At 70.5% G+C, this 25000-nt stretch carries 20 protein-coding genes; 7 read left to right on the forward strand and 13 right to left on the reverse strand.

The annotated features are described in order from the left end of the window. Positions 1–46 precede the first annotated feature (46 nt). Positions 47–1270 carry a glycosyltransferase gene (locus ABT186_RS21610; RefSeq protein ID WP_351230707.1) on the forward strand — a complete coding sequence of 408 codons (1224 nt, stop codon included), beginning with the start codon at positions 47–49 and terminating at the stop codon, positions 1268–1270. 82 nt (positions 1271–1352) lie between these two features. On the opposite strand, the gene ABT186_RS21615 is transcribed toward ABT186_RS21610, so the two are convergent. Both ABT186_RS21615 and pepN read right to left on the reverse strand, forming a co-directional pair. Beyond that, entirely contained in the window at positions 1353–2405 is a 1053-nt protein-coding gene (locus ABT186_RS21615) for a hypothetical protein (protein ID WP_351230683.1), read from the reverse strand. 222 nt (positions 2406–2627) lie between these two features. After that, entirely contained in the window at positions 2628–5234 is a 2607-nt protein-coding gene (gene pepN, locus ABT186_RS21620) for an aminopeptidase N (RefSeq protein WP_351230685.1), read from the reverse strand. 191 nt (positions 5235–5425) lie between these two features. Between pepN and ABT186_RS21625 the strand changes: the two genes are divergently transcribed. Beyond that, a complete protein-coding gene (locus tag ABT186_RS21625; protein ID WP_351926305.1) occupies positions 5426–6088 on the forward strand; it encodes a mycothiol-dependent nitroreductase Rv2466c family protein in 663 nt (220 codons plus the stop codon). Between the two features lie 30 nt (positions 6089–6118). Here the strand turns inward: ABT186_RS21625 and ABT186_RS21630 are convergent, their stop codons facing one another. From ABT186_RS21630 to ABT186_RS21660, 7 genes are all read right to left on the reverse strand, one after another. Continuing rightward, complete coding sequence (locus tag ABT186_RS21630) at positions 6119–6397, reverse strand: hypothetical protein (protein WP_351230689.1); 279 nt, start codon at positions 6395–6397, stop codon at positions 6119–6121. 281 nt (positions 6398–6678) lie between these two features. Further along, positions 6679–7572 carry a TauD/TfdA dioxygenase family protein gene (locus ABT186_RS21635; RefSeq protein ID WP_351230691.1) on the reverse strand — a complete coding sequence of 298 codons (894 nt, stop codon included), beginning with the start codon at positions 7570–7572 and terminating at the stop codon, positions 6679–6681. Between the two features lie 11 nt (positions 7573–7583). Continuing rightward, positions 7584–8963 (reverse strand): LLM class flavin-dependent oxidoreductase, encoded by a 1380-nt coding sequence (locus ABT186_RS21640; protein WP_351926307.1) that lies wholly within the window; start codon positions 8961–8963, stop codon positions 7584–7586. Next, positions 8960–9694: an ABC transporter ATP-binding protein gene (locus ABT186_RS21645; protein WP_351926309.1), complete on the reverse strand. Its 735-nt coding sequence runs from the start codon at positions 9692–9694 to the stop codon at positions 8960–8962. The genes ABT186_RS21640 and ABT186_RS21645 overlap by 4 nt, the downstream gene beginning before the upstream one ends. Then, positions 9670–10518 (reverse strand): ABC transporter permease, encoded by an 849-nt coding sequence (locus ABT186_RS21650; protein WP_502973275.1) that lies wholly within the window; start codon positions 10516–10518, stop codon positions 9670–9672. The genes ABT186_RS21645 and ABT186_RS21650 overlap by 25 nt, the downstream gene beginning before the upstream one ends. Next, positions 10515–11582 (reverse strand): ABC transporter substrate-binding protein, encoded by a 1068-nt coding sequence (locus tag ABT186_RS21655; RefSeq protein ID WP_351230697.1) that lies wholly within the window; start codon positions 11580–11582, stop codon positions 10515–10517. Before ABT186_RS21655 ends, ABT186_RS21650 begins: the two co-directional genes overlap by 4 nt. Positions 11583–11834: 252 nt before the next feature. Beyond that, positions 11835–13034 (reverse strand): ROK family protein, encoded by a 1200-nt coding sequence (locus ABT186_RS21660; protein WP_351230699.1) that lies wholly within the window; start codon positions 13032–13034, stop codon positions 11835–11837. A gap of 468 nt (positions 13035–13502) precedes the next feature. Between ABT186_RS21660 and ABT186_RS21665 the strand changes: the two genes are divergently transcribed. Further along, positions 13503–14081, forward strand: coding sequence for a biotin transporter BioY (locus ABT186_RS21665; RefSeq protein ID WP_351230701.1), 579 nt, complete (start codon positions 13503–13505; stop codon positions 14079–14081). On the opposite strand, the gene ABT186_RS21670 is transcribed toward ABT186_RS21665, so the two are convergent. Together ABT186_RS21670 and ABT186_RS21675 are read right to left on the reverse strand one after the other, a co-directional pair. Then, positions 14071–15396 (reverse strand): FAD-binding oxidoreductase, encoded by a 1326-nt coding sequence (locus tag ABT186_RS21670; RefSeq protein ID WP_351926311.1) that lies wholly within the window; start codon positions 15394–15396, stop codon positions 14071–14073. The genes ABT186_RS21665 and ABT186_RS21670 overlap by 11 nt on opposite strands. A 138-nt stretch (positions 15397–15534) precedes the next feature. Continuing rightward, a complete protein-coding gene (locus tag ABT186_RS21675; protein ID WP_351926313.1) occupies positions 15535–16254 on the reverse strand; it encodes an LPXTG cell wall anchor domain-containing protein in 720 nt (239 codons plus the stop codon). Between the two features lie 220 nt (positions 16255–16474). Between ABT186_RS21675 and ABT186_RS21680 the strand changes: the two genes are divergently transcribed. Beyond that, positions 16475–18877 (forward strand): serine/threonine-protein kinase, encoded by a 2403-nt coding sequence (locus ABT186_RS21680; RefSeq protein ID WP_502973276.1) that lies wholly within the window; start codon positions 16475–16477, stop codon positions 18875–18877. Positions 18878–18951: 74 nt separating this feature from the next. Here ABT186_RS21680 and ABT186_RS21685 read toward each other — a convergent pair whose 3' ends face one another. After that, positions 18952–20412 carry an amino acid permease gene (locus tag ABT186_RS21685; protein ID WP_351237400.1) on the reverse strand — a complete coding sequence of 487 codons (1461 nt, stop codon included), beginning with the start codon at positions 20410–20412 and terminating at the stop codon, positions 18952–18954. A gap of 206 nt (positions 20413–20618) precedes the next feature. Between ABT186_RS21685 and ABT186_RS21690 the strand changes: the two genes are divergently transcribed. Both ABT186_RS21690 and ABT186_RS21695 read left to right on the forward strand, forming a co-directional pair. Continuing rightward, positions 20619–21104 (forward strand): ribose-5-phosphate isomerase, encoded by a 486-nt coding sequence (locus ABT186_RS21690; protein ID WP_351237398.1) that lies wholly within the window; start codon positions 20619–20621, stop codon positions 21102–21104. 172 nt (positions 21105–21276) lie between these two features. Beyond that, positions 21277–22086: an Fpg/Nei family DNA glycosylase gene (locus ABT186_RS21695; RefSeq protein WP_351926317.1), complete on the forward strand. Its 810-nt coding sequence runs from the start codon at positions 21277–21279 to the stop codon at positions 22084–22086. Between the two features lie 79 nt (positions 22087–22165). Here ABT186_RS21695 and ABT186_RS21700 read toward each other — a convergent pair whose 3' ends face one another. Further along, positions 22166–23395: a GNAT family N-acetyltransferase gene (locus ABT186_RS21700; protein WP_351237394.1), complete on the reverse strand. Its 1230-nt coding sequence runs from the start codon at positions 23393–23395 to the stop codon at positions 22166–22168. Positions 23396–23544: 149 nt separating this feature from the next. On the opposite strand from ABT186_RS21700, the gene ABT186_RS21705 reads away from it, so the two are divergent. Then, entirely contained in the window at positions 23545–24726 is a 1182-nt protein-coding gene (locus ABT186_RS21705) for a SpoIIE family protein phosphatase (RefSeq protein WP_351237392.1), read from the forward strand. The last annotated feature ends 274 nt before the right edge of the window (positions 24727–25000 follow it).

Below are 25000 nucleotides of genomic sequence, written 5' to 3' on the forward strand. Positions count from 1 at the left end.
TTTGAGCAAGGCTGGTGGTCGTGTGCGCGTCAGGCACGAGCTGCGCGTGCTGTCGGTCTACGACGGTTTCTTTTCCGGTGGCGCCCGGATCCTCCACAGTGACGTCGTCCTGGGTCTGCAGGAAGGCGGTCAGTACCACCGGGTGCTGAGCGTTCACGGAGAGGTACTCCGTGAGGCCACCCGGCAGACGATGGAGGACGATGCCTGCTACCGGTCGCTGACCGCGGCCGGTGTGGAGGTCACGTCGCTCGGCCGTACCTTCGGCCTGACCGAGGGCGCGCCCGCCGACCCTGCGGTCTTCACCGGGCCGGAGCTGGCGACGACGGCCAGGGCGATGGCCGGTGCGGAGGTCATCCTTTCGCTGAAGGAGCAGCCGCTCGGCCTGCTCAACCAGAAGGGCCTGCCGCGCCGGCCGGTCGTGGTCAGCCTGCACCGCTCGGACCCGGAGAACCAGGGCCGGGCGCTCGACGAGCTGAAGGCCGCCATCGCCGACGGCACGGTGGTGGCGTGCGTCTGCTGCGCCGAGTCGACCCGGGCGGCCTACGAGGCCGTGGGGATTCCGGCCGATCTGCTGCACGTCATCCCGAACGGCGTGGATCTTGAGCGCTTCCGGCCCGACCCCGCCCGGAGGCTGAGGCTGCGGACGGCGCTCGACATCCCGGAGCCTGCGCCGGTGGTCGTCTTCGCGGCCCGGTACGACGCGATGAAGAACATCCCGCTCTTCCTGCGTTCCGCACGGGCCTGGCTGCGGCGCGAGCCCGCCGGGCACGTGCTGATGTGCGGCGCGGGCATGACCGAGGGCCAGCCGGGGCTGGGCGCCGACATCGAGGCCGCGTTCGGGGACGACATGCGGCTCACGGAGCGGCTCCACCTGCTCGGGGTGCGGCGCGACATGGAGAATGTCTACGCGGGCGCCGACGTGGTCGCGCTGACCTCGGCCTGGGGCGAGGCGGCGCCGCTGTGCCTGATCGAGGGCATGATGTGCGGGGCCGTACCCGTCGCAACCGACGTGGGCGACAGCGCGGCGATCGTGTCCGGGCATGGTTTCGTCACCCCGCCGGACCCCGACGCGATCGCGATGGCCTGGAGCGACGCGGTCGCCGCCCGCGCCGACCTGGCGCCCGTTCTCGCCCGCAGCCGCGAGCGCTTCAGCCGTACCCGCATGATCGCCTCGTACGCGGCGCTCATCGACCGCGTCCACGCGGAGGGGGTCAGGTCGCCCCTGCCTCAGTCGCCCCTGCCCCAGCCGCCCCTGCCGGAGCCGCTCTGATCATGTCGGCCGCATGAGGAGGGGCCGCCGGACACGAGCCCGGCGGCCCCTCCTCTCCCCTCCTGATGCCGGTCCCGGTGCCTCACCGGGGCAGCACCACGACATACGCGGCCGGCTCCCGGTCCGCCGACGCCATCAGCGCCGTACGGACCACCGTCGCCTGCTGCTCCATCTGGCAGCGCAGCTTCTTCGGTGTGATGTGGACGACCGTGATGCCGAGCCGTTCCAGGTGCTCGCGCTTGCGGGCGTACTCCGACCACATGGCGTCGTCTTCCTGGCGCGGGGCGCGGGTGTCCAGCTCCACCGCCACCGCCTGTTCCGGCCAGTACGCGTCGAGGCCCCCGAGGTGGGGACCGCCGGGAAGCCTCAGGTCCACGTTCCAGACCGGGTCCGGCAGGCCGTACTCGCGCACCATCCGGTACAGACGGTCCTCGGCGATCGCGCGGCTCTCCGCCAGGAGCGAGTCGACCGCGTCCACCACGTGCGGGCGGCTCAGCAGCTTCGCCTGGTTCAACTCACGTACCACCGCGGCCGGTTCGCAGTGACCGGCGCGCACCGCCTCGGTCAGCAGGCGGCGCACCGTCCCCGCGTCCGTCAGCTCCGCGACCGCGTCGGCCAGGGCACGCGGAACCGGTGCGACCGGCAGACCGGTCACCAGCCGGGGGGTGGGCAGCGCCGGGGCGCGGACCACCCGTGCGCAGCCGGTGCTGCGCAGCCTGCGCAGCCGGGTGACCAGGACGTCGATCTTCTCCAGTGACGTCAGCGGGGGAGCGCAGGAGAAGCCGTACAGGGCCAGCGCGGCCAGGCCCGTGATCATCGCGTCCGGGTAGCGCAGCGGGGCGTGCGGGCCGTTCGCGCTGGGCTGGGAGGGGACGGCGGAGACCGGGCCGGCGAGCGGTGAGCGCGTCGTGTAGAGGAGCACCGCGTGCAGGCGTTCCTCGGAGGTGGGAGGGCCCGGGTGCAGCAGGTACACGCCCGGCAGGAGCTGCTGCCAGGGGCCGCCGGGCCGGCACTGCTCGGTCGTCTCGGCCGCCGTCACTCCGTGGGCGCGCAACTGGGCCGTGGTCAGGACCCGGCGCTGCATGTCGGACAGATGGCGGAGGGGGCGGGGGGAGAGCGGGGTGTTGTGGGTCATGTCCCCGGAGTTCCCGCCTCCGGTCCGCCCCCTAACCCCTGTTACACACCTGTCGACAAATACGGACAAGACGGTACTAAAGTACGGGCGTTCGAGCGCCGAGAGGGGCTGGTCCGGCCGGGGGGAAGGGGCGGGTTACGGGTTCGGATACTCGTATTTCGTAACCGTCGTTCCACAGGACCCGTCAACCGCGGACCCCCCGGCGGACACCGGCCGTCGCCCCTATCGGACGGCGGCCTCCGCGTCGCACGCCTGCCCCCGCAGGGTGCGCGCCAGGTCGTCGCGCGCCTCAAGTACCAGCCTTCGCAGGGCCGGCGGCGCGTCCTCGTGCGCCGCGAGCCATGCGTCCGTCGCGTCCAGCGTCCCGGGCGAGTCCTGCAGCGCCGGGAACAGGCCCCTCACCACGTCCATCGCGATCTGGATGGAACGCTCGGCCCATACGCGCTCGATCGCCGCGAAGTACTTCTCCGCGTACGGCGCGAGCAACTCCCGCTGCGACGACTGCACAAAGCCCGCGATGGTCGCCTCGACGAGGGCGTTCGACAGGGTGTCCGACTCGACGACCTGCGCCCACGCCTGGGCCTTGACCGCCGCAGAGGGGCGCGCGGCCAGGCAGCGGACCTGGTGGCGCTTGCCGGAGGCCGTGTCGTCGCGGGCCAGTTCCGCCGCGAGCACCGACTCGTCCGCGGCCCCGTGCGCGGCCATCGGCTCCAGGAGCGTCCAGCGCAGCTCCTGGTCGACGTCCAGCCCGTCGATCTTCTCCGTGCCCTCCAGCAGCCCCTGCAGCAGCCGCAGATCGGCCTCGTCCGACGCCATCGCCGCGAAGAACCGCGCCCAGGTCAGCTGGTGCTGGCTGCCCGGCTCGGCCTGCCGCAGCTCGCGCAGCGCGCCCTCGGCCAGCAGCCGGCCGCCGGTCTCGCGCCACTCGGGCGCCGCGTAGTACGTCAGCGACGAGTTCGTCCAGGCGTGCAGCATCTGGAGCACGCCGATGTCGGACTCGCGGCCGGCGAACCGCAGCACCAGGCCGACGAAGTCCCGCGCCGGGAGCAGTGCGTCCCGGGTCAGGTTCCACAGCGCCGACCAGCACAGCGCCCGCGCCAGCGGGTCGGTGATGTCACCGAGATGGCGCTTGAGGGTCTCCAGCGACGTGTCGTCGAAGCGGATCTTGCAGTACGTGAGGTCGTCGTCGTTGACCAGGACCAGCTCCGGGGCCTGCTCGCCCGCGAGTTCGCCGATCACCGTGCGCGGACCGTGGACGTCCACCTCGGCGTGGGCGTAGCGGACGAGCGCCCCCGCCTCACTGCGGTACAGGCCCACCGCCACCCGGTGCGGGCGCAGTTCGCCACGCGGCGGAGCCGCATATTCGGATGCAGCCGACTCTGCCGCCTCCTGGAGCACGGACAGCTCGGCGATCCGCCCGTCCTCGCCGAGCAGCACCTGCGGGGTCAGGGAGTTGACGCCCGCCGTCTGCAGCCAGGACCGGGCCCAGGCCGCCATGTCGCGTCCGCTCGTCTCCTCGAGGACCGACAGCAGATCGCCGAGGCGCGTGTTGCCGTACGCGTTCCGCTTGAAGTAGCGGCGCGCGCCCTCCAGGAAGGCGTCCCGGCCCACGTACGCCACCAGCTGCTTGAGCACGGACGCGCCCTTGGCGTACGTGATGCCGTCGAAGTTGAGCTTCGCGGCCTCCACGTCGGGGATGTCCGCCGTGACGGGGTGCGTGGACGGCAGCTGGTCGGCGCGGTACGCCCACGCCTTGCGGTTGTTGGCGAAGGTGACCCAGCCGCTTGTGAAGCGGGTCGCCTCCACCAGCGAGAACGAGCCCATGAAGTCCGCGAAGGACTCCTTCAGCCACAGGTCGTCCCACCACACCATGGTCACCAGGTCGCCGAACCACATGTGCGCCATCTCGTGCAGGATCGTGTTGGCCCGGCGCTCGTACGACGCCTGCGTCACCCGGCCCCGGAAGATGTACTCCTCCTTGAAGGTGACGAGACCCGGGTTCTCCATCGCGCCGAGGTTGTACTCGGGCACGAACGCCTGGTCGTACTTCCCGAAGGGGTACGGGTAGTCGAAGTGGTCGTGGAAGAAGTCCAGGCCCTGCTTGGTGATCAGGAAGACGTCGTCCGCGTCGAAGTGCCTCGCCAGGCCCTTGCGGCACATCGCGCCGAGGGGGATCTCCAGCGTCGTACCGTCGTCGAAGGTGCGGGTGTAGGTGTCGGTCACGTAGTGGTACGGGCCGGCGACGACCGCGGTGATGTACGTCGAGATCGGCTTGGTCTCCGCGAAGCGCCACACCCCGTCGTGCGGTTCGCCGACGCCGTTGCTCCACACCGTCCAGCCCTCGGGGGCGCGGACCTCGAAGCGGAAGGGGGCCTTGAGGTCCGGCTGCTCGAAGCCCGCGAAGACACGGCGGGAGTCGGCGGGCTCGTACTGCGTGTACAGGTACACCTCGCCGTCCTCCGGGTCGACGAAGCGGTGCAGGCCCTCGCCGGTGCGGGAGTAGGCGCACTGGGCGTCGACGACCAGCTCGTTCTCGGCGGCCAGGTCCTCCAGCTGGATGCGGGTGCCGTCGAAGACCTCGCCGGGGTCCAGGTCCTTGCCGTTGAGCGAGACCGCGGTGACGCTCGGGGCGACCAGGTCCGCGAAGCTCGTGGCGCCCGGCTCGGCGCAGCGGAAGCGGATCGTGGTGACCGAGCGGAACGTACGCGGTTCGGGGCCGGGGGCGTCGCCCACCGCTGAACGCAGGTCGAGCGACACGTCGTACCCGTCGACGGACAGCAGGGCGGCCCGCTCCTGGGCCTCGTCGCGGGACAGGTTCTCACCGGGCACGGGCGGTACTCCTCCGGTCGGCTGGGGGGTGCGAACAGGGCCGATCCTCCCATGTGCTCCTGTCGCGGGGCACCGGGACGCACCCCGCGCAAGCACCCGTGAACGGCGGACCGCAGTTCGTGCCGGCACCCGGGAATGGCGTAGCCGATCCGGTTTGTTGCCCGGTAAACGACCGCGTTCCTAGGAGAACCATGTCCGAGACCGCCACCGCTCCCGGCAAGACCCCCGTCGACTTCTGGTTCGACCCGCTGTGCCCCTGGGCCTGGATGACCTCCCGCTGGGTTCTGGAAGTGGAGAAGGTCCGGGACATCGAGGTCCGCTGGCACATCATGAGCCTCGCCGTGCTCAACGAGGACAAGCTCGACCAGCTGCCCGAGGAGTACCGGGAGATGCTCGCCACCAAGGCGTGGAAGCCGGTGCGCGTGGTGACCGCGGCGTGGCAGAAGCACGGCGCCGACGTCCTCGGCCCGCTGTACACCGCGCTCGGCACCCGTTTCCACAACCAGGGCGAGGGCCCGACGCCGGAGGCGATCGCCGCCGCGCTCGACGAGGTCGGGCTCCCGGCCGACCTGATCGACTACGCCGAGCAGGAGGACTTCGAGTTCGACGCCGAGCTGCGCGCCTCGCACAAGGAGGGCATAGAGAAGGTCGGCCAGGAGGTGGGCACGCCGGTGATCGCGGTCCCGGGCGCCGACGGTGAGCAGATCGCCTTCTTCGGCCCGGTCGTCACCCCGGCCCCCAAGGGCGAGGACGCCGCGAAGCTGTGGGACGGCACCCTGGCGGTCGCCTCGGTCCCCGGCTTCTACGAGATCAAGCGCACGCGGACGAAGGGGCCGGACTTCAGCAACCTCTAGGCCGGTCCTCGGTCACTCTGCCGGAGGCGGTCAGAACCCCTCCGGCAGCGTGGCGCCGCTCTTCCAGTGGTCCTTGCGCTGGACCCGGCGGCAGCCGCCGTTGTCGCAGCGGTGGTAGGCCTGCGCGACGAAGGGTCTGCCCTCGAGGTGCTCCTTGAGAGCCTCCTCGGCCGCCTTTTTCTCCGCGTCTCCTTGCAGATCCCGGAAGTACTGCATCGTGTCGCCGCAGTTCGGGCACCGTACGTACGCCATGCACGCCTCCTCGGAGGGGACCAGGTGTTCCTCGCAGCCCTTCGCGTAGAACGCCACGTTTCCTCCGATCGGTTCCACATTCGCGCGCCCTGCACACGAACGAGGGACCCCCACGCGAAAGCGTGAGGGTCCCTCGACGGGTGTGCGGTGCGTCAGCGCCCACATCCGGACGACCAGCTGCTCGCGCCTCCCGCTCCGGACGGCGGCGCAGGCGCAGCTGCGAGGCCGTGATGAAGAACCAGACCACCAGGATCACCCATGGCCTGGGCGGCCCCTCCGCCGGTACGGAGAGGCCGCCCACTATCCGGACATGCGCGCTACGGAGTGTGTGGGGCCGCTCACGCGGCGACCGGCGTGTAGTGCGAGGCGTCCCCCTCGATCGAGTAGCTCTCCTTGCCCTCGATGCCGACCGGGATGTCGCCGGCGACGGTCACCCGGTTCAGACGGCGCGGCAGGCCGTCGTAGTTGTCGATGGCGTAGTGCTGGGTGATGCGGTTGTCGAACAGAACCAGCTGGTTGGGGGACCAGCGCCAGCGCAGGATGTTCTCCGGCCGGGTCACATACGCCTGGAGCAGGTCGAGGATCTTGCGGGACTCGCCCACCGACAGGCCCACGATCCGCTGCGCGAAGCCGCCGATGAACAGCCCGCGCTCGCCCGTCAGCGGGTGCACACGGACGACGGGGTGGACGGTGCGGTACTTGATCGACGTGAACTGGGCGCGCTGGGCCGCCTTCTCCTCGTCGATCTCCTCGTCAGGCACCGCGTAGTCGTAGTCGTTGGTGTGCTCGGCCCACAGGTTGTCCGCGAGGAGACGCAGCGACTCGGGCAGATCGCGATAGGCGGCGGCGGAGCTGGCGATCAGGGTCTCGCCGCCGTACGGCGGGATCGTGATGCTGCGCAAGGTGCTGGCCTGCGGCGGGTTGAGGACGAAGGTCACGTCGGTGTGCCAGTGGTTGGCACGGCCGCGCTCGCTGTCCACGGGCAGGACGTTGGGGGCGCCCTCGACGGCGGGAACCGTCGGGTGGGCGGTGGTGATGTCCCCGAAGTGACCGGCGAAGGCCTGCTGGCCCTCGTCGTCGAGGTCCACGTCGTCGAAGACGAGGGCCTTGTGGACGTTCAGGGCCTCGCGGAGGGCAGCGACGGTCTCCCCGTCGAGCGGATTGGAGATGTCGACGCCGGAGACCTGGGCGCCGATGTTCGCGGTGACCTTGCGGATCTCGATTTCGGGCATGGCGGGTCCTTTCAGAGGGCGGCGAGGGCCGGGGATGGGGGTCCCCCCTGTTCGGGCGAAGCCGAGAACTTGGGGGAGTGCTGGTTGGCGGGGCGGGGGAGTCCGTAGCGCTCACGCAGGGTCTGCCGCGGGCCGTACTCCGTGCGGAGCAGGCCCCGGGCGCGCAGGATCGGGACGACGTGCTCGACGAACAGTTCGAGACCGGAGGGGAGTACCGCCGGCATGATGTTGAAGCCGTCCGCGGCGCCGTGGGTGAACCACTCCTCGATGGCGTCCGCGACCTGCTCGGGCGTACCGGCGAAGGTGAGGTGCCCACGCCCGCCGCCGAGCCGCCCGATCAGCTCGCGCACGGTGAGCCGCTCGCGCCGCGCCAGCTCGACGACGAGCGTGTAGCGGCTCCTGGCGCCTTCGATGGCGCTCTCCGGCGGGAGGCCGGCGGGCAGTTCGGCGTCCAGGTCGAGGGTGCCCGGCTCCAGCTGCAGCAGGCTCTCCAGCCGGCCCACCCCGTGCGTGTACACGATGTGGTCCTCCAGGACCTGCTCGTGCGCCCGCGCCTCGGCCTCCGTCGAGCCGATCACCGGGACGATGCCGGGCAGCACCTTGATGTGGTCGGGGTTCCGGCCCGCCTGTTCCGTAAGGGCCTTGAGGCCGGCGTAGAAGGCCTGTGCGTCGGCGAGCGTCTGCTGGGCGGTGAACACGGCCTCCGCGTACCGGCCGGCGAAACGCTTGCCGTCCTCCGAGGAGCCCGCCTGCACCAGCAGCGGATAACCCTGAGGCGTACGGGGGACGTTGAGGGCTCCCTCGACGCTGAAGTACTTCCCCTTGTGGCGCGGCGGATGGATCTTGGCGTCGTCGCCCCAGACGCCGGCGGCCTTGTCGCCGACGATCGCGTCGTCCTCCCAGCTGTCCCACAGCTTGAGGACCACGTCGAGAAACTCGGCGGCGCGTGCGTACCTGTCGGCGTGTGCGGGTTCGTGCTCGAGACCGAAGTTGCGGGCGGCCTCGGCACCTGCGGTGGTGACGATGTTCCAGCCCGCCCGGCCGCCGCTGATGATGTCGAGGGAGGCGAACTTGCGGGCCAGGTTGTAGGGCGAGTTGTAGGAGGTGGAGGCCGTGGCGATCAGGCCGATGTGCTCGGTGGCCGTCGCCAGGGCGGTGAGCAGGGTGAGCGGCTCCAGGGCGCCGGCGGGACGCTGGGCGACGTTGCCCCACAGTTGTGGGCCGTCGGCGAGGAAGAGGGAGTCGAAGGTGCCGCGTTCGGCGATCCGGGCCAGGCCGACGTGGTGGGCCAGGTCGACGTGTGCGTACGGGTCGCTCTCCGGCAGGCGCCAGGACGCCTCGTGGTGGCCGGTGTTCATCAGGAAGGCGTTCAGATGGAGCTGACGGGTCATGCGTGGTCCTCCGTCACACCGAGCGCGGTCAGCAGCCGCTCCCGGTACTCGCCGAGCACCGGCTCCCGGTAGGAGCGCGGATGGGGGCGGTCGATGGTCAGGTCGAGGCCGATGCGGCCGCGGTCGAGGACGAGGACCCGGTCGGCGAGCACGATCGCCTCGTCCACGTCGTGGGTGACGAGCAGCACCGAGGGCCGGTGGCGCTCCCACAGCTCCCTCAGCAGGTTGTGCATCCTGATCCGGGTGAGCGCGTCCAGCGCGCCGAACGGCTCGTCGGCCAGCAGCAGTTCGGGCTCCCGTACGAGCGAGCGGGCCAGGGCGGCGCGCTGGGCCTCGCCGCCGGACAGCTCGCCCGGCCAGGCGCGTTCGCGGCCCTCGAGGCCCACCTCGGCGAGGGCGGCCCGGCCGCGCTCGGCGGCGTCCTTGCCCTCGGCGCCGAGCAGGACGTTGTCCAGAACCCTTCGCCAGGGCAGCAGCCGGGAGTCCTGGAAGACCACGGACACCCGCTCGGGGGCGGTGATCTGCCCACTCCCGGTGACCTCGTGGTCGAGGCCCGCGACGGCCCGCAGCAGGGTGCTCTTGCCGGAGCCGCTGTGTCCGAGCAGGGCCGTGAACTGCCCGGCCGGGAGGTCGAGGTCGATGCCGTCGAGGACCGTGCGGACGCCGAACGACCGGGTGAGGCCGCGCAGCCGGACGGCGGGCCGGGTCAGCTGCTCAGCGTGCGGCGCCATGACAGCACCCTCCGTTCGACGATACGGACCGCGCTGTCGGAGGCCAGGCCGAAGACGCCGTAGATCAGCAGGCCGACGAGGATGATGTCCGTACGGCCGTAGTTCTGGGCCTGGAACATCATGTAGCCGAGGCCGCTGGTGGCGTTGATCTGCTCCAGGACCACCAGGCCCAGCCAGGACCCGGTCACTCCGAGCCGCAGCCCGACGAAGAAGCCGGGCAGGGCGCCGGGGATCACGATCCGGCGGATGAAAGCGAACCTGGACAGGTCCTGGACCTCGGCGAGTTCGACGTACCGGTGGTCGATCCCGGACAGGGCGGCGTGGGTGTTGAGGTAGATGGGGATGTAGACGACGATCGCGATGATCGCGATCTTGAAGGTCTCGCCGATGCCCAGCCACAGGATGAAAAGCGGGATCAGGCCGAGGGTCGGGATCGCCCGGTTGAGCTGCACCGTCCCGTCGATCAGTGCCTCGCCGGCCCGGCTGAGCCCGGAGGCCAGCGCGAGCACGACCCCGGCGGTCAGACCGAGGGCGAAGCCGTATCCGGCGCGTTCGAGGGAGGTGAGGACGTCGGTGGGCAGCGTGCCGTCGGTCCACAGATGGGCGCCGGTCCTGAGGACCGTCCAGGGCGCCGGGACAGCACCCGGGTCCAGCTGCCCGGCCGCGGAGGCGGCGGCCCACAGGGCGAGGAGGACGACGGGACCGACGAGACGGGCGGCGGGCAGACGTTTGCCGGGAGCGAGGCGGCGGCGCCGGGTCCGGCCCGTGCGATGCGGGTCCGTGGCCACGGGGGCCGCGGCGGCGGTCGTGGTCACGGCGGTCACTTCTGGTACTCCCCCGGTACGGACTTCGCCGCGATGCCCTCGAAGCGGTGGTCGAAGAGCGAGGAGACGTCGAACTTCTTCACGAAGCCGCCCTCGGCGAGCAGATCGGCTGTCTCCTGCTCCCACTTGATCGCCTCGTCCCAACTGGGCGGGAACAGCGGCTTGTTGGCGAGCTTGGTGATCGACTCGGCCTGGGCCAGGGTCAGGTTCTGCGTCCTGACGTAGAACTCCCTGTTCCAGACGTCGGGGTGTTCGTACTGCCAGACCTGGCCCTTGGCCCACTGCGGGATGTACGCGGCGACCGCGGCGGCCTTCGCGGAGTCGTTCAGCACGGAGGCCGGCGCCCACAGCAGGTTGAGCAGGTCGACGACATCGGTGGTGATGACGTGGGCACCCTTGGACTCGTACTGCTTCAGATACGCCGGCGCCTGCTGGTTGGCGAGCGGGGCGATGTCGACCTGGCCGGACTGGAGGGCGGTGAGGAACTGGTTGCTGGTGAGCGGGACCAGGTTCACCTCGTCGTACTTCAGTCCCGCTTTCTTCAGCGCACGCAGCAGGACGACGCCCTGTGCCTGCCCCTGGGAGAACGCGAGTTTCTTTCCTTTGAAGTCCTCGACGGTCCGGATGTCGCTGCCGGGCTTGGTGGCGAAGAGGTAGTTGGGCTTGCGGGTGACGTCGATTGCGACGATCTTCGCGTCGAATCCCTGGTAGTGCGCCTGGATCGGCGGGATGCCCGCGTTGTTGGCGAGATCCAGGGAATTGGCGCGAAAGGCGTTGATGACATCCGGGCCGGCCCCGATATTCACCCAGCTCGACACGGTGAACGGCAACGCGGGCAGGCCGGCGAGCTTGAACTGCAGCTGCTGGACACCCTGGTACGAGGAGATCCTGAGGCTCGTACCGGCCGGGACCTTGTCGGCCAGGGGGGCGGACGAGACTCCCTGTGAACCCGCGGCGGCGCTGCTGCCCGCGCAGCCGCTGAGGCCGGTGACGGCAGCAGCGGCACCGAGCACCGAGGAGAGGAACAATCGCCGGTCGAGGCCGGACGCAGGCGGAGACGGCATGGGAGGACTCCCTGAGTTCAAAGGGCAGGCATACGTGGGGAATTCATCCCGGGCACGGGGGAAGCCCGGAAAAAAGGGAAAGCGCGGGAAGCAAACGCGCGCAAAGGCACCGCGGGAAATCGCCTGACGGATCTGACTGATCGTCAGTGCGTCAATGTGTCAGCAACAGAGGGTGCGACAGATCATGCGCGGGCTCATGAACAACATGGTCCCGGCCTCGGCCGACGCCTGTCAACATTCCGAGTTTCTGAATTAATTCAGCTCGGCCGACAGGCCCAGCGGATCACGATAGAGCGCGTCCAGAACCACCGATCCGCCCGCCATGGCCAGAACGGAATCGGGAAAACTCGTAGGCGAAATGGACCCGGCCCGCTCCGGCCCGACCGCCTCCCGCACCGCGGCCAGGCAGTCCTCGCGGTGCACGACCCCCACCTCGGTGACGACGACGGTCTCCGGGTTGAGCACGTCCAGCAGCAGTCCCGCCGCCTGCCCCACCATCCGAGCCCGCTCCACCAGCAGTCCCAGGGCCACCGGGTCGCCATCGGCCGCCGCGGCGACCACGTGCATCGGGTTCAGCCCGTCGATGACGCCCGCCTCATGTGCCCGCCGGCACAGGGTCCGTTCGCTCAACTCGGCCTGCAGGCACCCGGTGCGCCCGCAGGCGCACCGCTCGGTTCCGCCCGTCAACGGCAGATGGGCGATGTTTCCCGCCTGGGAGCGGGGGCCGTGGTGCACCTCGTCGTGAGTGGCGAAGGCCGCGTCGACCACATTGCCGACGAACAGGTGCAGCACGCTGCGGCTGCCGCGGGCCCGGCCGAACAGCCGCTCGGCGTTCACCAGCGCCCGGGCGTGCCCGTCCACATGGACCGGCAGTCCGGTGCGCGCGCCCATCGCCTCACGCACTGCCACGTCCCGCCAGCCGAGCAGCGCATGCTCGACGACGGTCCCGGAGTCCCGGTCCACCCAGCCGCCGGCCGCCACGCCGACGCCCAGCGGCCTGCAGCCGCGGACCTCGGCCAGCAGCGCCTCCAGCCCCTCGGCGGCCCGCTCCAGTACACAGGAGGGATCCGTACGCTCGTGCTTCAGCCGTCGCTCGGCCACCACCCGCCCGCGCAGATCGAGCAGTGCGACCGTGGTGTACGGCACCGCCACATGCACCCCGCCGACCACGAACCGGGATTCATCCAGGTCGACGGGTACGTGCGGCCGCCCCACCCCGTTGGACTGGCGGGGTGCGGTGGCCTCCCGGATGAGCCCGAGCTCCGCGAACCGGGTGCAGTAGCCGGTCACCGACGCCGGGGACAGCCCGGTCAGCCGGGCGATGGTGCTGCGCGCGACAGGCCCGTGCTCCAGCACGGACCGCAGGATGACGCTGGCGCTGGTTCTGCGCCGGTCGCTGTCGGCGGCGCGGGGGATGGGGGAGGTGAGCGTGGGTGTTGCCGTACGGGGCATGGAGAACTTCCTCGGGAGCCGGTCCGACACTGCGCCGTCTGAAGCGGGTGAGGCCTACGGATCAGCTCCGCTGCCTCACACCGGACGGCGACAGGTGGCCGTGCCCTGGCGTCGCAGGTCGACATAGCGACGCGACGAGAAGTTCCGGGCCTGGGCAACCATGCGCTCGAAGCTAGCAAATGGGTACGGGGCTGCCCAGACGGCGACCGACGGGCGAGACGGCCTCCCAGCGACCCGGAAGCCCATTTGGTGAAACCCTACAGTCACCGAACTCTCCACGTCCGCACAGAAAACGACGCCACCTCAGTGACCGGCATCACGCCACATCACGTGTAACCGACATCCTTTGTGAGAAGCCCATTAAGCCGCCGCCACCGCCTTTGTCGAGCGCTGACGGTGATCGGCTCAAGGTCCCTGGGATAGCGTCACCGTGTCCCAAGCCCTCCCCGAACGCCGGAGTCAGCCCTCATGACCACCGCCACCGCCACCGCACGCCCCGGCGAGGTCCTCGCCGACCTTTTGCCGGCGTCCCGCGTCCGCGACGCCGCCCTCGTGGTCGGCGGCGCCGTGCTCACCGGGCTCGCCGCGCAGCTCTCGGTGCCCGTGCCGGGCTCCCCGGTGCCGGTGACCGGACAGACCTTCGCCGCACTGCTCGTGGGCACCTCCCTCGGCGCCGGCCGCGGTTTCCTGTCGCTCGCCCTCTACGCGTTGGCCGGTGTGGCCGGTGTGCCGTGGTTCGCCGGCGGCGGCTCCGGTGCCGCCGCGCCCTCCTTCGGCTACATCCTCGGCATGCTGCTCGCCTCCACCGTCGTGGGCGCCCTGGCCCGCCGCGGCGCCGACCGTTCGGTGCTGCGCACGGCCGGCGCGATGCTGCTGGGCGAGGCGATCATCTACGCGGTCGGCGTCCCGTACCTGGCCTTCGCCACCGGGATGTCCGCGAGCCAGGCGATCGCGGCCGGGTTCACCCCGTTCCTGATCGGCGATGCCCTCAAGGCGGCCCTGGCGATGGGCCTGCTGCCCACCACCTGGAAGCTCGTCAGGAAGTGACGTTGTAGTTCCTGCGGAAGAGGTTCGCCGGGTCGTACTGTGCCTTCAGCCCGGCGAGCCTCTTGCGCGTTCCGGTGTCGTACAGCCCCTCCGTACGGTCCCCCGCCCCGAACGCGAAGTTGAGCGCGCGCCCGATCGTCCACGGCGCCACCTCCGTGAACGCCGGGTCGAGCACCGCCCGCGCGCCCCCGCGCTCGCCTGTCGTCAGCAGCCGCAGCAGGAAACGCCCTTCGCGGTGCGGTACGGAGTTGGGGGCCTCCTTCGCCAGCGCCCCGCCCAGGTGGTTGATCTGCAGCACACACATGGCCGGCGCGTCCGGGCCGGTCCGCGCCAGAAGGCGGGCGGCCGCCTCGGTGTCCAGTTCGCTCAGCACCGCGCTGTCCCCGTAGTACGCGTGAGGGAAGTCGGGGTCACTGTGGATGGTGTGGCTCTCGGCGTACGGCATCTCGCGCAGCGAGTCGGTCAGCACCGGGCCGATCTCCCGTAGCGGGGCGACGAGTTGCCCGCCGTCGGTGCCGGTGTACGCGACGCGGACCGAGAGGACGTACCGGCCGCGCAGATACGGCGGCAGCACGGGAATGTCCGGGTAGGGGACCGCGGCGAAGGACGAGGTCAGCCCGTCGGGCACGGTCTCGGTCCACTCCTTGTACGCGCGCAGGACGGCCGCCGGGTCGACCGCGCGGCCGTCGAAGGAGACCGATCCGCCGTAGAGACGGGCCACCGGGACCAGGCCGGTCTCCAGCTCGGTGACCACGCCGAAGTTGTGGCCGCCGCCGAGCAGGGCCCAGTACAGATCCGGGTCCGAGGCGCGGGTGACGGTGCGCGGCCGGCCGTCCGCGGTGACGACCTCCAGGGAACGCACATGGTCGGCCGCGTAGCCGAACTCACGGGCCAGGATGCCGAGTCCGCCGCTGAGCGTGTACGAGACGGCGCCCACGCTCGGCGCGGAACCGTTGAGCGGGGCCAGTCCGTACGGCGCGGCCGCCGCCACGACCTGCCCCCAGCGCACGCCCGCCTGGACGCGGACGGTACGGGCCCCGGGGTCGACGGTGATCCCGTCCATGCGCTTCGTCGTGATGAGGACGCCCCCGTCCGAGTCGCCCGGCAGCCCGTGCCCGGTGGCGTGGACGCCGACCGGGAGGCCCCGCTCGGCCGCGTACGCGACCGCGGCCGCCACGTCCCGCGTCGAGGACGCGCCGAAGACGACGGCGGGGCGCTGGGTGAACCCGGTCTGGAAACCGGCGAGTTCGTCGTCGTAACCCGGGTCGCCGGGGCGGAGGACGAGCTGGTCTGCGGTGTGCTCCACGATGTCCATGGGGGCATCGTGGCGGCATAATCTGACATCCGCCGTCAGGTTATTGACGCCGTCAGGTTATTGACATCGTCAGGTTATTGACATCGTCAGGTTATTGACAGGACGTCGGGGCCGGGGTGCACCCGGCCCCAGGGTGTCTCAGTGCTGCTGGTGTGGCCGGCGGCGGGTGGCCCACAGGCCCGCCGCGCCCGCGGCGATCAGCGTCGCGCCGGCCGCGCCGAGCGGCAGGACCTCGTCGCCCACGCCGGTCTTCGGCAGCTGGTCACCGCCCGGTCCCACCGGTTTGTTGTCGGTGCCGAGCAGCAGGGGGGTGGTCGGGGCGTTCGGTGTCGGCTTCGTGGCACCGAACGGGACCGGACCCTGCTGCCAGTAGGTCTTCTTCCCGTCGCTCGTCTGCACCGGCAGACAGATCTTCCCGGCCTTGCCGGTGTCGAAGGTCGCGTCGACGGCGTACGTCTTCGAGGCACCCGCCGCCAGATTGTCGATGGCGCAGCTGAAAGCGCTGTTCGAACCCGGCGGGAGATCCTCCTTGGCCATTTCCGAGCAGCCCTTGACGTTCGTGACCGCAAGGCCGTCGAATCCGGCAACCAAAAGCCTGATCTTTCCGCTGTCCTTGGTGCCCCCGTTCTTCACCACGGCGGTAATCGCCGTTTTGTGCGAACTGTTGTCGACCGAGATCTTCTCGGGCAGCAGCGTCGTCAGCTTCACCCCTGCCGGCGGCTCGTCGACGACCTTTCCACCCTTGCCGCTCATCGCGCCCTGGTCGCCCGCCGTGGCGGCGCAGGCGAAGATCATCACTGCCGAAAAAGATGCAGTGAGCAGCGATCCCGCGATGGTTGAGGTGTGCCGAGAACCCATGTTCGTCCCCCCTTGGCTGCGCCTGAATTCGCAGTACTTGAAGAGGTACCACAAGATTTCTCCGCACTATGCTGGTACGGCCTGAAGTGTGACCATTGTGTTTCTGCTGGGGCGGGCGTTGAGGGGGTGCAGGGGAATGCCGGGGAATGCGAGCGGCGGTGTTCCGGGATTACTGGTGACGGGTCGTTATCGACTGGTCGCGAGCATAGGTCAGGGGGGAATGGGGCGGGTGTGGCGAGCCGCCGATGAAATGCTCGACCGTCAGGTGGCCGTCAAGGAAATACGGATAGCCGGACTGGACACCGAGGACGTCCGGACCCGCCGCGAACGCACCCTGCGCGAGGCCAGGGCCACGGCCCGGATCGACCACCCCAACGTCGTGCGCATCTATGACGTGGTCGACGAGGGCGACCGGCTGTGGATCGTCATGGAACTGGTCGTCGGCCGCTCGCTGGAGCAGATCCTGGTGGAGGACGGGCCGCTGGCGGTGGGCCGGACGGCGCGCATCGGTCTCGAACTCGTGGCGGCGCTGCGGCAGGTGCACGCCGGGGGTGTGCTGCACCGCGACATCAAGCCAGGGAACGTGCTCGTCGAGGACCGGGGACAGCGGGTGGTGCTCACGGACTTCGGTATCGCCGCGATCCAGGACGCCGAGGCGCTCACGATGGTGGGGATGCTGGTGGGCTCGCCCGACTACATGGCACCGGAGCGGATCTCGGGGCGCCCGCAGGGCCCGCCGTCGGATATCTGGTCCCTCGGCGCGACCCTCTGCGCGGCCCTCGGCGGCCACTCCCCGTTCTCCCGCTCGACAACCCTGGCGACCCTGCACGCGGTCCTGTACGAGGAGCCGGAACTGCCGCCGTCGGCCGGTGAGTTGACGGAGGTCCTGATGGCACTGCTGGCGAAGGAACCGTCGGCACGACCGGGTCTCGAGGAGGTGGGCGGGGCGTTGGGGCGGATCGCGGGGGTGGGGGCGGGGACCGAGGAACGGTCCACTGGGGTCTTTGGCGCTGACGTGGCAGCAAACGGGGCTGCGGGGAAGCAGCCGGGGGAGCGCGTCGCGCCTGCGCCGGGCGGGGCGGGTGGTGTGTCGAGCGGGCGTGAAGAAGGGTCCGGCGGTGCGCAGGGTGCGCGGGAGTCGGACACGCCCGCGTTCCTCGACTCGGCGTTGCTCCGTGAGGTACGGCATCCGCCCGGAGCCTCGGCGGCGGGGGCGGGTGGCTCCGGCGCGGTCCCGGGGCGAGGACGCCCGACCGGCGACGACGGCCGTCCTGCCGCCGGGGAGTGGTCAGAGCCCATCGAGGACGCCGTGCCCGTACGGCGTACGCCCACGCATCCGAACGCGCCGGCGCCCCGGGAGCCGGCGACCGGGCACCCGGCCACGGTCCCGGCTGTCTCCCTCGCGAAGCGGGCGGCCGCCTCCGGGACCCCCGCCGTGCAGCCCGACGAGAAGAGCGCCAACGCCTCTACGGAGACCTCGTCCGGCCATGCGGTCCCCTCCGCGTCCGTCGGCGGCGCTGCCCATCCACGGACCGAGCCCTCCGGCGTTCCCGCCGCCCAGAGCAGGATGCCGACCGCACCTTCCGGTACTCCACTGCCGCACGCGGCCACTGCACGACCGTCCGCCCCGATCTCCCCCACGGGCGACACACCCCCACCACAGCCGAGAGAGGCCCCGCCCCACGCCGTCCCGCAGGGCACGGCCCTGCGCGGCGAGCCACGGCCTCACACCGGCTCGCCCGGTTCCGGTCTCGTCCCGCCTGGTTCGGGCTCGGTCTCGTCGGGTTCTGGTCTGGTCCCGCCTGGTTCGGGCTCGGTCTCGTCGGGTTCTGGTCTGGTCCCGCCTGGTTCGGGCTCGGTCTCGTCGGGTTCCGGCGTCATCGCGCCTGGTTCCGGCCCCGTCCCGCCCGGCTCTGGCACCGTCCCATCCGGCTCCGGCCTCACCCCGCCCGGCGGCCTCCCCGGCCCCGTTCGCCCCTCCTCCTCCAGTCGAAACCGGCGCCGGCGTAATGCCGCCGCTTCGGCCGCCGTCGTGGGACTGGTGGTCGCGGGAGGTGTCCTGGGGATCGTCATCGGGGGCGGCGGTTCCGGCAGCCACACGCACGGCACATCCGCCGCCTCCCCGCACGCGTCGGTCTCCAGCGGCAGCCCGGGCAGCGCCGGTCCTTCCTCCCTGACACCCACGGTCGAAGGCACCTCCCGGCCGCCGGGGGCCCGTACGGAGGCCGGACTGTACGCCTGGGTGCCGCCCCAGGGCTGGCAGCGGGTGGCGCAGAGCGGGGCCGAGGTGCACTACTCCTCGCCCGACCGCACCCAGGAGATCGTGGCCAACGCGACCCCGGCCCGGGGCGATCTGCTGCAGCAGTGGCAGCAGGCCGAGCAGGTGCGCGAGAAGGGCCTGGACTACCAGCGGATCCGCCTGGAGAAGAGCACCTTCCGGGGCGCCCCGGCGGTCGTCTGGGAGTACACCGTCACGGCCAAGGGCCGCCTCTGGCACGTCCGGCTGCTCGGCTTCCGCGCGCACGGGACGTCGTACGAGATCAGCACCTGGTACCACCCGGACGTCGAGGACCGAGCGACCAGGGTCTACGACGAGGTCAAGAACAGCTTCACACCGCTGTGAGCCCCCAGCCCGAGCGGAGGGCCCCGCGGCCGTAAGCCGCGGGGCCCTCACACACGCTCATGCGATGGTGACGCTCAGGCGCCGACCTCCGCCCGCTTCTTCTCCGCGTCCGAGACCGCCTCCGCGGCCTCGCCGCGGCTGCCGCCCAGCTTCTCCTTCACCACGGCGATCACCAGCACCACCGCGGCGACGAGCAGCGAGAGCAGTACGGTCTCGCGTCCGTCGTGTTCCGTGTCGGTGAGCATGTAGCCGAGGACGAAGACGATCAGCGCGGCCGTCGCCCAGGTCAGGTACGGGTACAGCCACATCTTCACGATCAGCTTCTCCGGCGCCTCGCGCTGGATGATCTTCCGCATCCGCAGCTGCGAGAAGCAGATCACCAGCCAGACGAACAGGGCGACCGCACCGCTGGAGTTGACCAGGAAGAGGAAGACCGAGTCGGGGAACCTGTAGTTGAAGAAGACGGCGACGAAGCCGAAGACGACCGAGGCGACGATGGCCGCCATCGGCACACCTCGCGCGGTGGTGCGTGCGAAGGCCTTCGGCGCGTCGCCCCGCCGGCCCAGGGAGAAGGCCATGCGGGAGGCCGTGTAGAGGCCGGAGTTCAGACAGGACAGCACCGAGGTCAGCACGATGAAGTTCATGATCTGGCCGGCATGGGCGATGCCCAGGGAGTCGAGGGCGGCGACGTAGGAGCCCTTCTCCTTGATGGACGGGTCGTTCCACGGCAGCAGGGAGACGACCACGAGGATCGAGCCCAGGTAGAAGACGGCGATGCGCCAGATGATGCTGTTCGTGGACTTGGTGACCGCCCGCTGCGGGTCCTCGGACTCGCCGGCCGCCAGGGTGGCGATCTCGCTGCCCATGAAGGAGAAGACGACCAGCAGGACGCCAGTGAGGATGGCGCCGGGGCCGTGCGGCAGGAAGCCGCCGTGGCCGGTGAGGTTGTCCAGGCCCGCCTTGTCGCTGTGGACGCCCGGCAGGACGCCGAACACGGCCAGGCCGCCGATGACGATGAACGCGCCGATCGCGACGACCTTGATGCCGGCGAACCAGAACTCGAACTCGCCGTAGGAGCCGACGGAGACCAGGTTGGTGGCGGTGAGGACCACCATCACGATCAGGGCCCAGCCCCACTGCGGTACGGCCGGGATCCAGCCCTGGAGGATCTTGGCGCCCGCGGTGGCCTCCACGGCGAGCACGACGACCCAGAAGAACCAGTAGAGCCAGCCGATCGAGAAGCCGGCCCAGCGGCCCAGGGCACGGTCCGCATGCGCGGAGAAGGAGCCGGAGGTGGGGTTCGCGGCGGACATCTCGCCCAGCATGCGCATCACCAGCACCACGAGCGTGCCGACGAGGGCGTAGGAGAGAAGGATGCCGGGACCGGCGGTGGCGATGCCGGAACTGGATCCGACGAACAGACCGGCACCGATGACACCACCGATGGCGATCATTGAAAGGTGACGGTTCTTGAGTCCGGCCTGGAGGCCGGTGCCGGGGTCTCCGGCCTTGGCCGGGGTCGGCTGCGAAGTCATACGGGGAATTCCTTTGCGCCGGGTGTGCGGTCCCTCGTACGAGCGGCGTACGAGCTGGTCCAGTGAAACGGAGGCAAATGGATTCGTGAACCTTTGAATCCGGATCGTTAACTTGAGGTTTTCCTGAGGTTCTCGGGGGTTGCTCATAGTCACCTGGGCCGACACCCCGCGCTGCCGCCCCGAAACAGCCATGTCACACTCGGACCATGCGCGTGTACCTCGGCTCCGACCATGCCGGCTTCGAACTGAAGAACCACCTCGTCGAGTGGCTCAAGGCCGCCGGCCACGAGCCCGTCGACTGCGGGCCCCACATCTACGACGCCCAGGACGACTACCCGCCGTTCTGCCTCCGCGCGGCGGAGAAGACGGCCGCGGACCCCGACTCCCTCGGCATCGTGATCGGCGGCTCCGGCAACGGTGAGCAGATCGCCGCGAACAAGGTCAAGGGCGTGCGGGCGGCCCTCGCATGGAGCGAGGAGACGGCGTCGCTGGGCCGGCAGCACAACAACGCGAACGTCGTCGCCGTGGGTGCACGGATGCACTCGCAGGAGGAGGCGACGAAGTTCGTCGAGACGTTCCTGAACACGCCGTTCTCGGGTGACGAGCGCCATGTGCGTCGCATCGACATGCTGTCGTCGTACGAGACCACGGGCGAGCTCCCGCCGATCCCTCCCCACCACCCGCAGGGCTGAGAATCACCTGCAGGGCTGAGAATCACCCGCAGGGCTGAGAATCACCCGCAGGGTTGAGATTCATACGCTGGCCGAGAACCGGCCGCAGGGCTGAGTACCGGCGCCGGGGGGCGTGAAACCGGACCCCTCCGGCGTCCGACGTCGACGAGCGTTCTGAAGGGTTGGGGCGACCGTGCCAGAGGGGCACACCATTCACCGGCTGGCCAAGGACTACGCCGCCCGGTTCGCCGGCCGTGCCGTCACCGTCGGTAGCCCCCAGGGTAAGTTCGCCGACGCCGCCGCCCTCCTCGATGGTGCAGAACTGCACACCGCGGACGCCCACGGGAAGCATCTCTTCCTCGGCTTCCGCGACAGCGACTGGGTGCACATCCACCTCGGCCTCTTCGGCAAGGTCACCTTCGGCGACGCCCCCGCGCCCCCGGCCACCGACACGGTCCGCCTGCGCCTGGCGAACCCGGTCTCGTACGTCGACCTTCGCGGCCCCACCACCTGCGCGCTGATCACCGACGACGAGAAGGCCGCCATACACGGCCGTCTCGGCCCCGACCCGCTCCGCGACGACGCCGAACCGGCGGCTGCCTTCCGCCGCGTCTCCCGCAGCCGTACGACCATCGCCGCCCTGCTCATGGACCAGAAGGTCATCGCCGGTGTCGGCAACGTCTACCGCGCCGAGGTCCTCTTCCGGCACGGCATCGACCCGTACCGCCCCGGCAAGGACATCACCCCCGCCGAGTGGGACGCGATCTGGGCCGACCTCGTCGACCTGATGCACGAGGGCGTCCGCAACAACCGCATCGACACCGTCCGCCCCGAGCACACCCCCGAGGCCATGGGCCGTCCGCCGCGCGTCGACGACCACGGCGGCGAGGTGTACGTGTACCGCAGGGCGAACCTGCCCTGTCATATCTGTGGCGGCGAGATCCGCACCGCCGATCTCGCCGCCCGCAATCTGTTCTGGTGCCCGGACTGCCAGAAGAAGTAGCCGTTCCGCCGTCGGTAGCGGTGGCCGTCACGCTGCCGGCAGCGGCAGCGGCAGCCGTCCGGGCCGGCAGCGGGGTCCGTCAGAACCCGTGCGGCACCCACGGCGCCACCGTCGAGCCGAACGCGAGTGACGCCTCGGCCAGCGCCCCCTCCCGAAGCTCCCGCACCCGCCCGGCCGCCGCCAGCGAGTTCAAGGACACCCCGCCGAGGTAGGCGGCCCCCAACTCCCGTACGGACAGCGCGAGATCAGCCGTGTCAGACGTACGCACACAGGACGCGCCCTTCGCGTCGCCCGTGAGCCGCCAACGCCCCGCGTTCCAGGGGCAGAACGCGTCCTCGACGTCGAACACCAGGTCCACCGGCGCCTGGTACCTCCGCGCCTCCAGTGCCGCTCCGACATCGACGAGACGCACGTACAGCGCGTCGCGCAGCCGCGTCTGACACCGCCGGATGTCGGACACCAGGTGCTGCCAGGCCTCGTCGACGGGCCGTCCGCGCGCGATCAGCATCGTCGTCAGATCGATGCCGAACAGAAAGCGCCACAGCGCAGCGTCCGTGGCCGGGTCGAGTGCGGTCAGGTCCGCCAGGATCACCTTGCCGTTGTGCCCGCTGACCTCCCAGCCGAGCTTGGTACGGAAGCGTGCGTACCCCGTGATCCCACCGTCCCGTTCGGCGATCACGCACTGCAGCGGCGAGGCCCCGTCCCGCTCGCTCGCCGGGTCGAGCACCCCCAGTCGCTCCCAGCCGGGCTGCCGCGCCAGCATCCCCGGACGGCCGGGCACCAGCCGTGCATACACCTCCTCGCACGCGTCGAGGACGTCGGCGGGCTCCGCGTACCGCAGTTGTACGTCATCGGTGCCGGCCGGCACGGACAGTTGTACGCGACTCGTGTCGATCTCGGCGCTGATCTGGAAGGTCGCGGCGCCGTACCCGAACCGGCCGTAGATCGCGGGCTCCGACGCGAACAGCACCGCGAGCGGCTCGCCCCAGGAGCGGATGTCGTCCAGCTGCCGGCGCATCATCGACGTCAGCACCCCGCGCCGGCGGTGCGTGGCCGCGACGCTCACCATCGTGATGCCCGCCGCCGGGACCGAGGCGCCGCCGGGCACGGTGAGGCGGAAACTGAACGCGCCCGCCGTACCGACACACGTCTCTTCGTCCCATGTGGCCAGAAAGCGTTCGAACTCGGTGAGTTCACGCCATAGTGCCCGCTCTTCAGGAGCTTCATCCACTCCCCCGAAGGCCCGCACGAGCTTGTCGTACCAGCCGTCCCACTCGTCCTGTCGCAGCACCCGCACGTCGGTCGTCATGAGCCATGCCTACCAGGGCAATGCGGGGCGAGCGAGGGGATTTCCCCCCGGTTACGGAAGCCGCTTTCCTGTGAAGTTCAGCGCTCGGACGGGGGACAAGTGGGACCTCCCGTGCCAAGCACCCGGTCCGATGGATAGGGTCCCGAACAATGGCAGCAGGACGAGAGCGGCGCGCGGAAGCCGAGACGTTCACGGCCCGGTGGAAGAAGATGTGGCACCGGGCCCGCACAGGCGTGCGCCGATCCGCCGTGGACTACTTCCGCGGAGACGGCTCGGACTGGGTCGCGCTGGCCGGTCTGCTGCTGACGATTCCGCTCATAGCGGCGACCACCCTGTTCGATCCCGTGTGGTGCTCGCCGGCCGTACTCGTTCTGCCGATCGTGGCGGGCGGCGTGCTGCTGCGGCCCTCCAGTCTGCTCGGTCTCTACGCCGCTGCCGCCAGCGCCCTGATCGTCGAATCCATCCAGCTCGGCCCGTACACCGAGGGACCGTCGCGGGTCACCCCCGGCATCGTGCTCGTGGTGGCGGCCTGCGGGTTCTTCGGACTGCTGATCGCGCAGTTCCGCAGCCGGGTCGGGGTGCCATGGCGACGCGGCGGGACCATGCTCTTCGACCTGCGTGAACGCATCCGCGTCCAGAGCAAGTTGCCGAAGCTGCCGCTGGGCTGGCACCGGGAGATGGCGCTCAGACCGGCCGGCGGGCAGTCGTTCTCCGGCGACTTCGTGGTGGCGGCCCGTACGAACGGGGGCCGCACCCTGGAGGTCGTCCTGACGGACGTATCGGGCAAGGGCATGGACGCGGGCTCGCGTGCCCTGCTTCTGTCCGGGGCGTTCGGCGGTCTGCTGGGATCGCTCCCACCGCACGCCTTTCTGCCGGCGGCCAACGGATATCTGCTCCGCCAGGACTGGGACGAGGGTTTCGCGACCTCGATCCACCTGGTCCTGGACCTGGAATCGGGCGACTATGAGCTGTACTCGGCGGGACACCCGCCGGGGTTGCAGCTCAGCGCGGGCAGCGGACGCTGGGAGGAGAAGGCGGCCGAAGGCCCGCTCCTCGGGGTCTACGACGGCGCCCAGTTCGACTCCGTGAAGGGCTCGCTGCGCCCCGGCGACGTCCTGTTGCTGTTCACCGACGGCCTGGTGGAGACGGCCGAACGTGACATCGTCGAGGGCATCGACCGCCTCACGGGCGAGGCCGACCGCTATGTGGCCGGCGGCTTCCACGGCGCGGCCTGGCATCTCATCGAGGCGGTGGCGAGGGACGTGAACGACGACCGTGCGCTGCTGCTGATCTGCCGTGAGGGCCCGACGGCCCAGGCTGCTGCTCGCTGACGGGTGCCGCCGCCGGTTGCGGCGGATGCGCGCTATGTCCCCATGGGTTGGTCATGGGGTTGTGACGACTCTGTGAGCGCGGAGAACCCAGATTGCAGCGCCGATCGCCGAGTTGATAGAGATGGTTCCTGTACGCCGGTTGCGGACTGAGGCCGGCTGGTTCCAACGGGGAGGTCACGAGATGAAGTTCGACATGGGGGCGCAGACCCTGTCGACGTTGGTCAAGGGTTCGCGTGGGTCGAGTGATGATCTGGGGACGTTGATCCGTCAGTTG

The sequence above is a fragment of the Streptomyces sp. NPDC001634 genome (assembly GCF_040298185.1).
Taxonomy (GTDB): Bacteria; Actinomycetota; Actinomycetes; order Streptomycetales; family Streptomycetaceae; genus Streptomyces.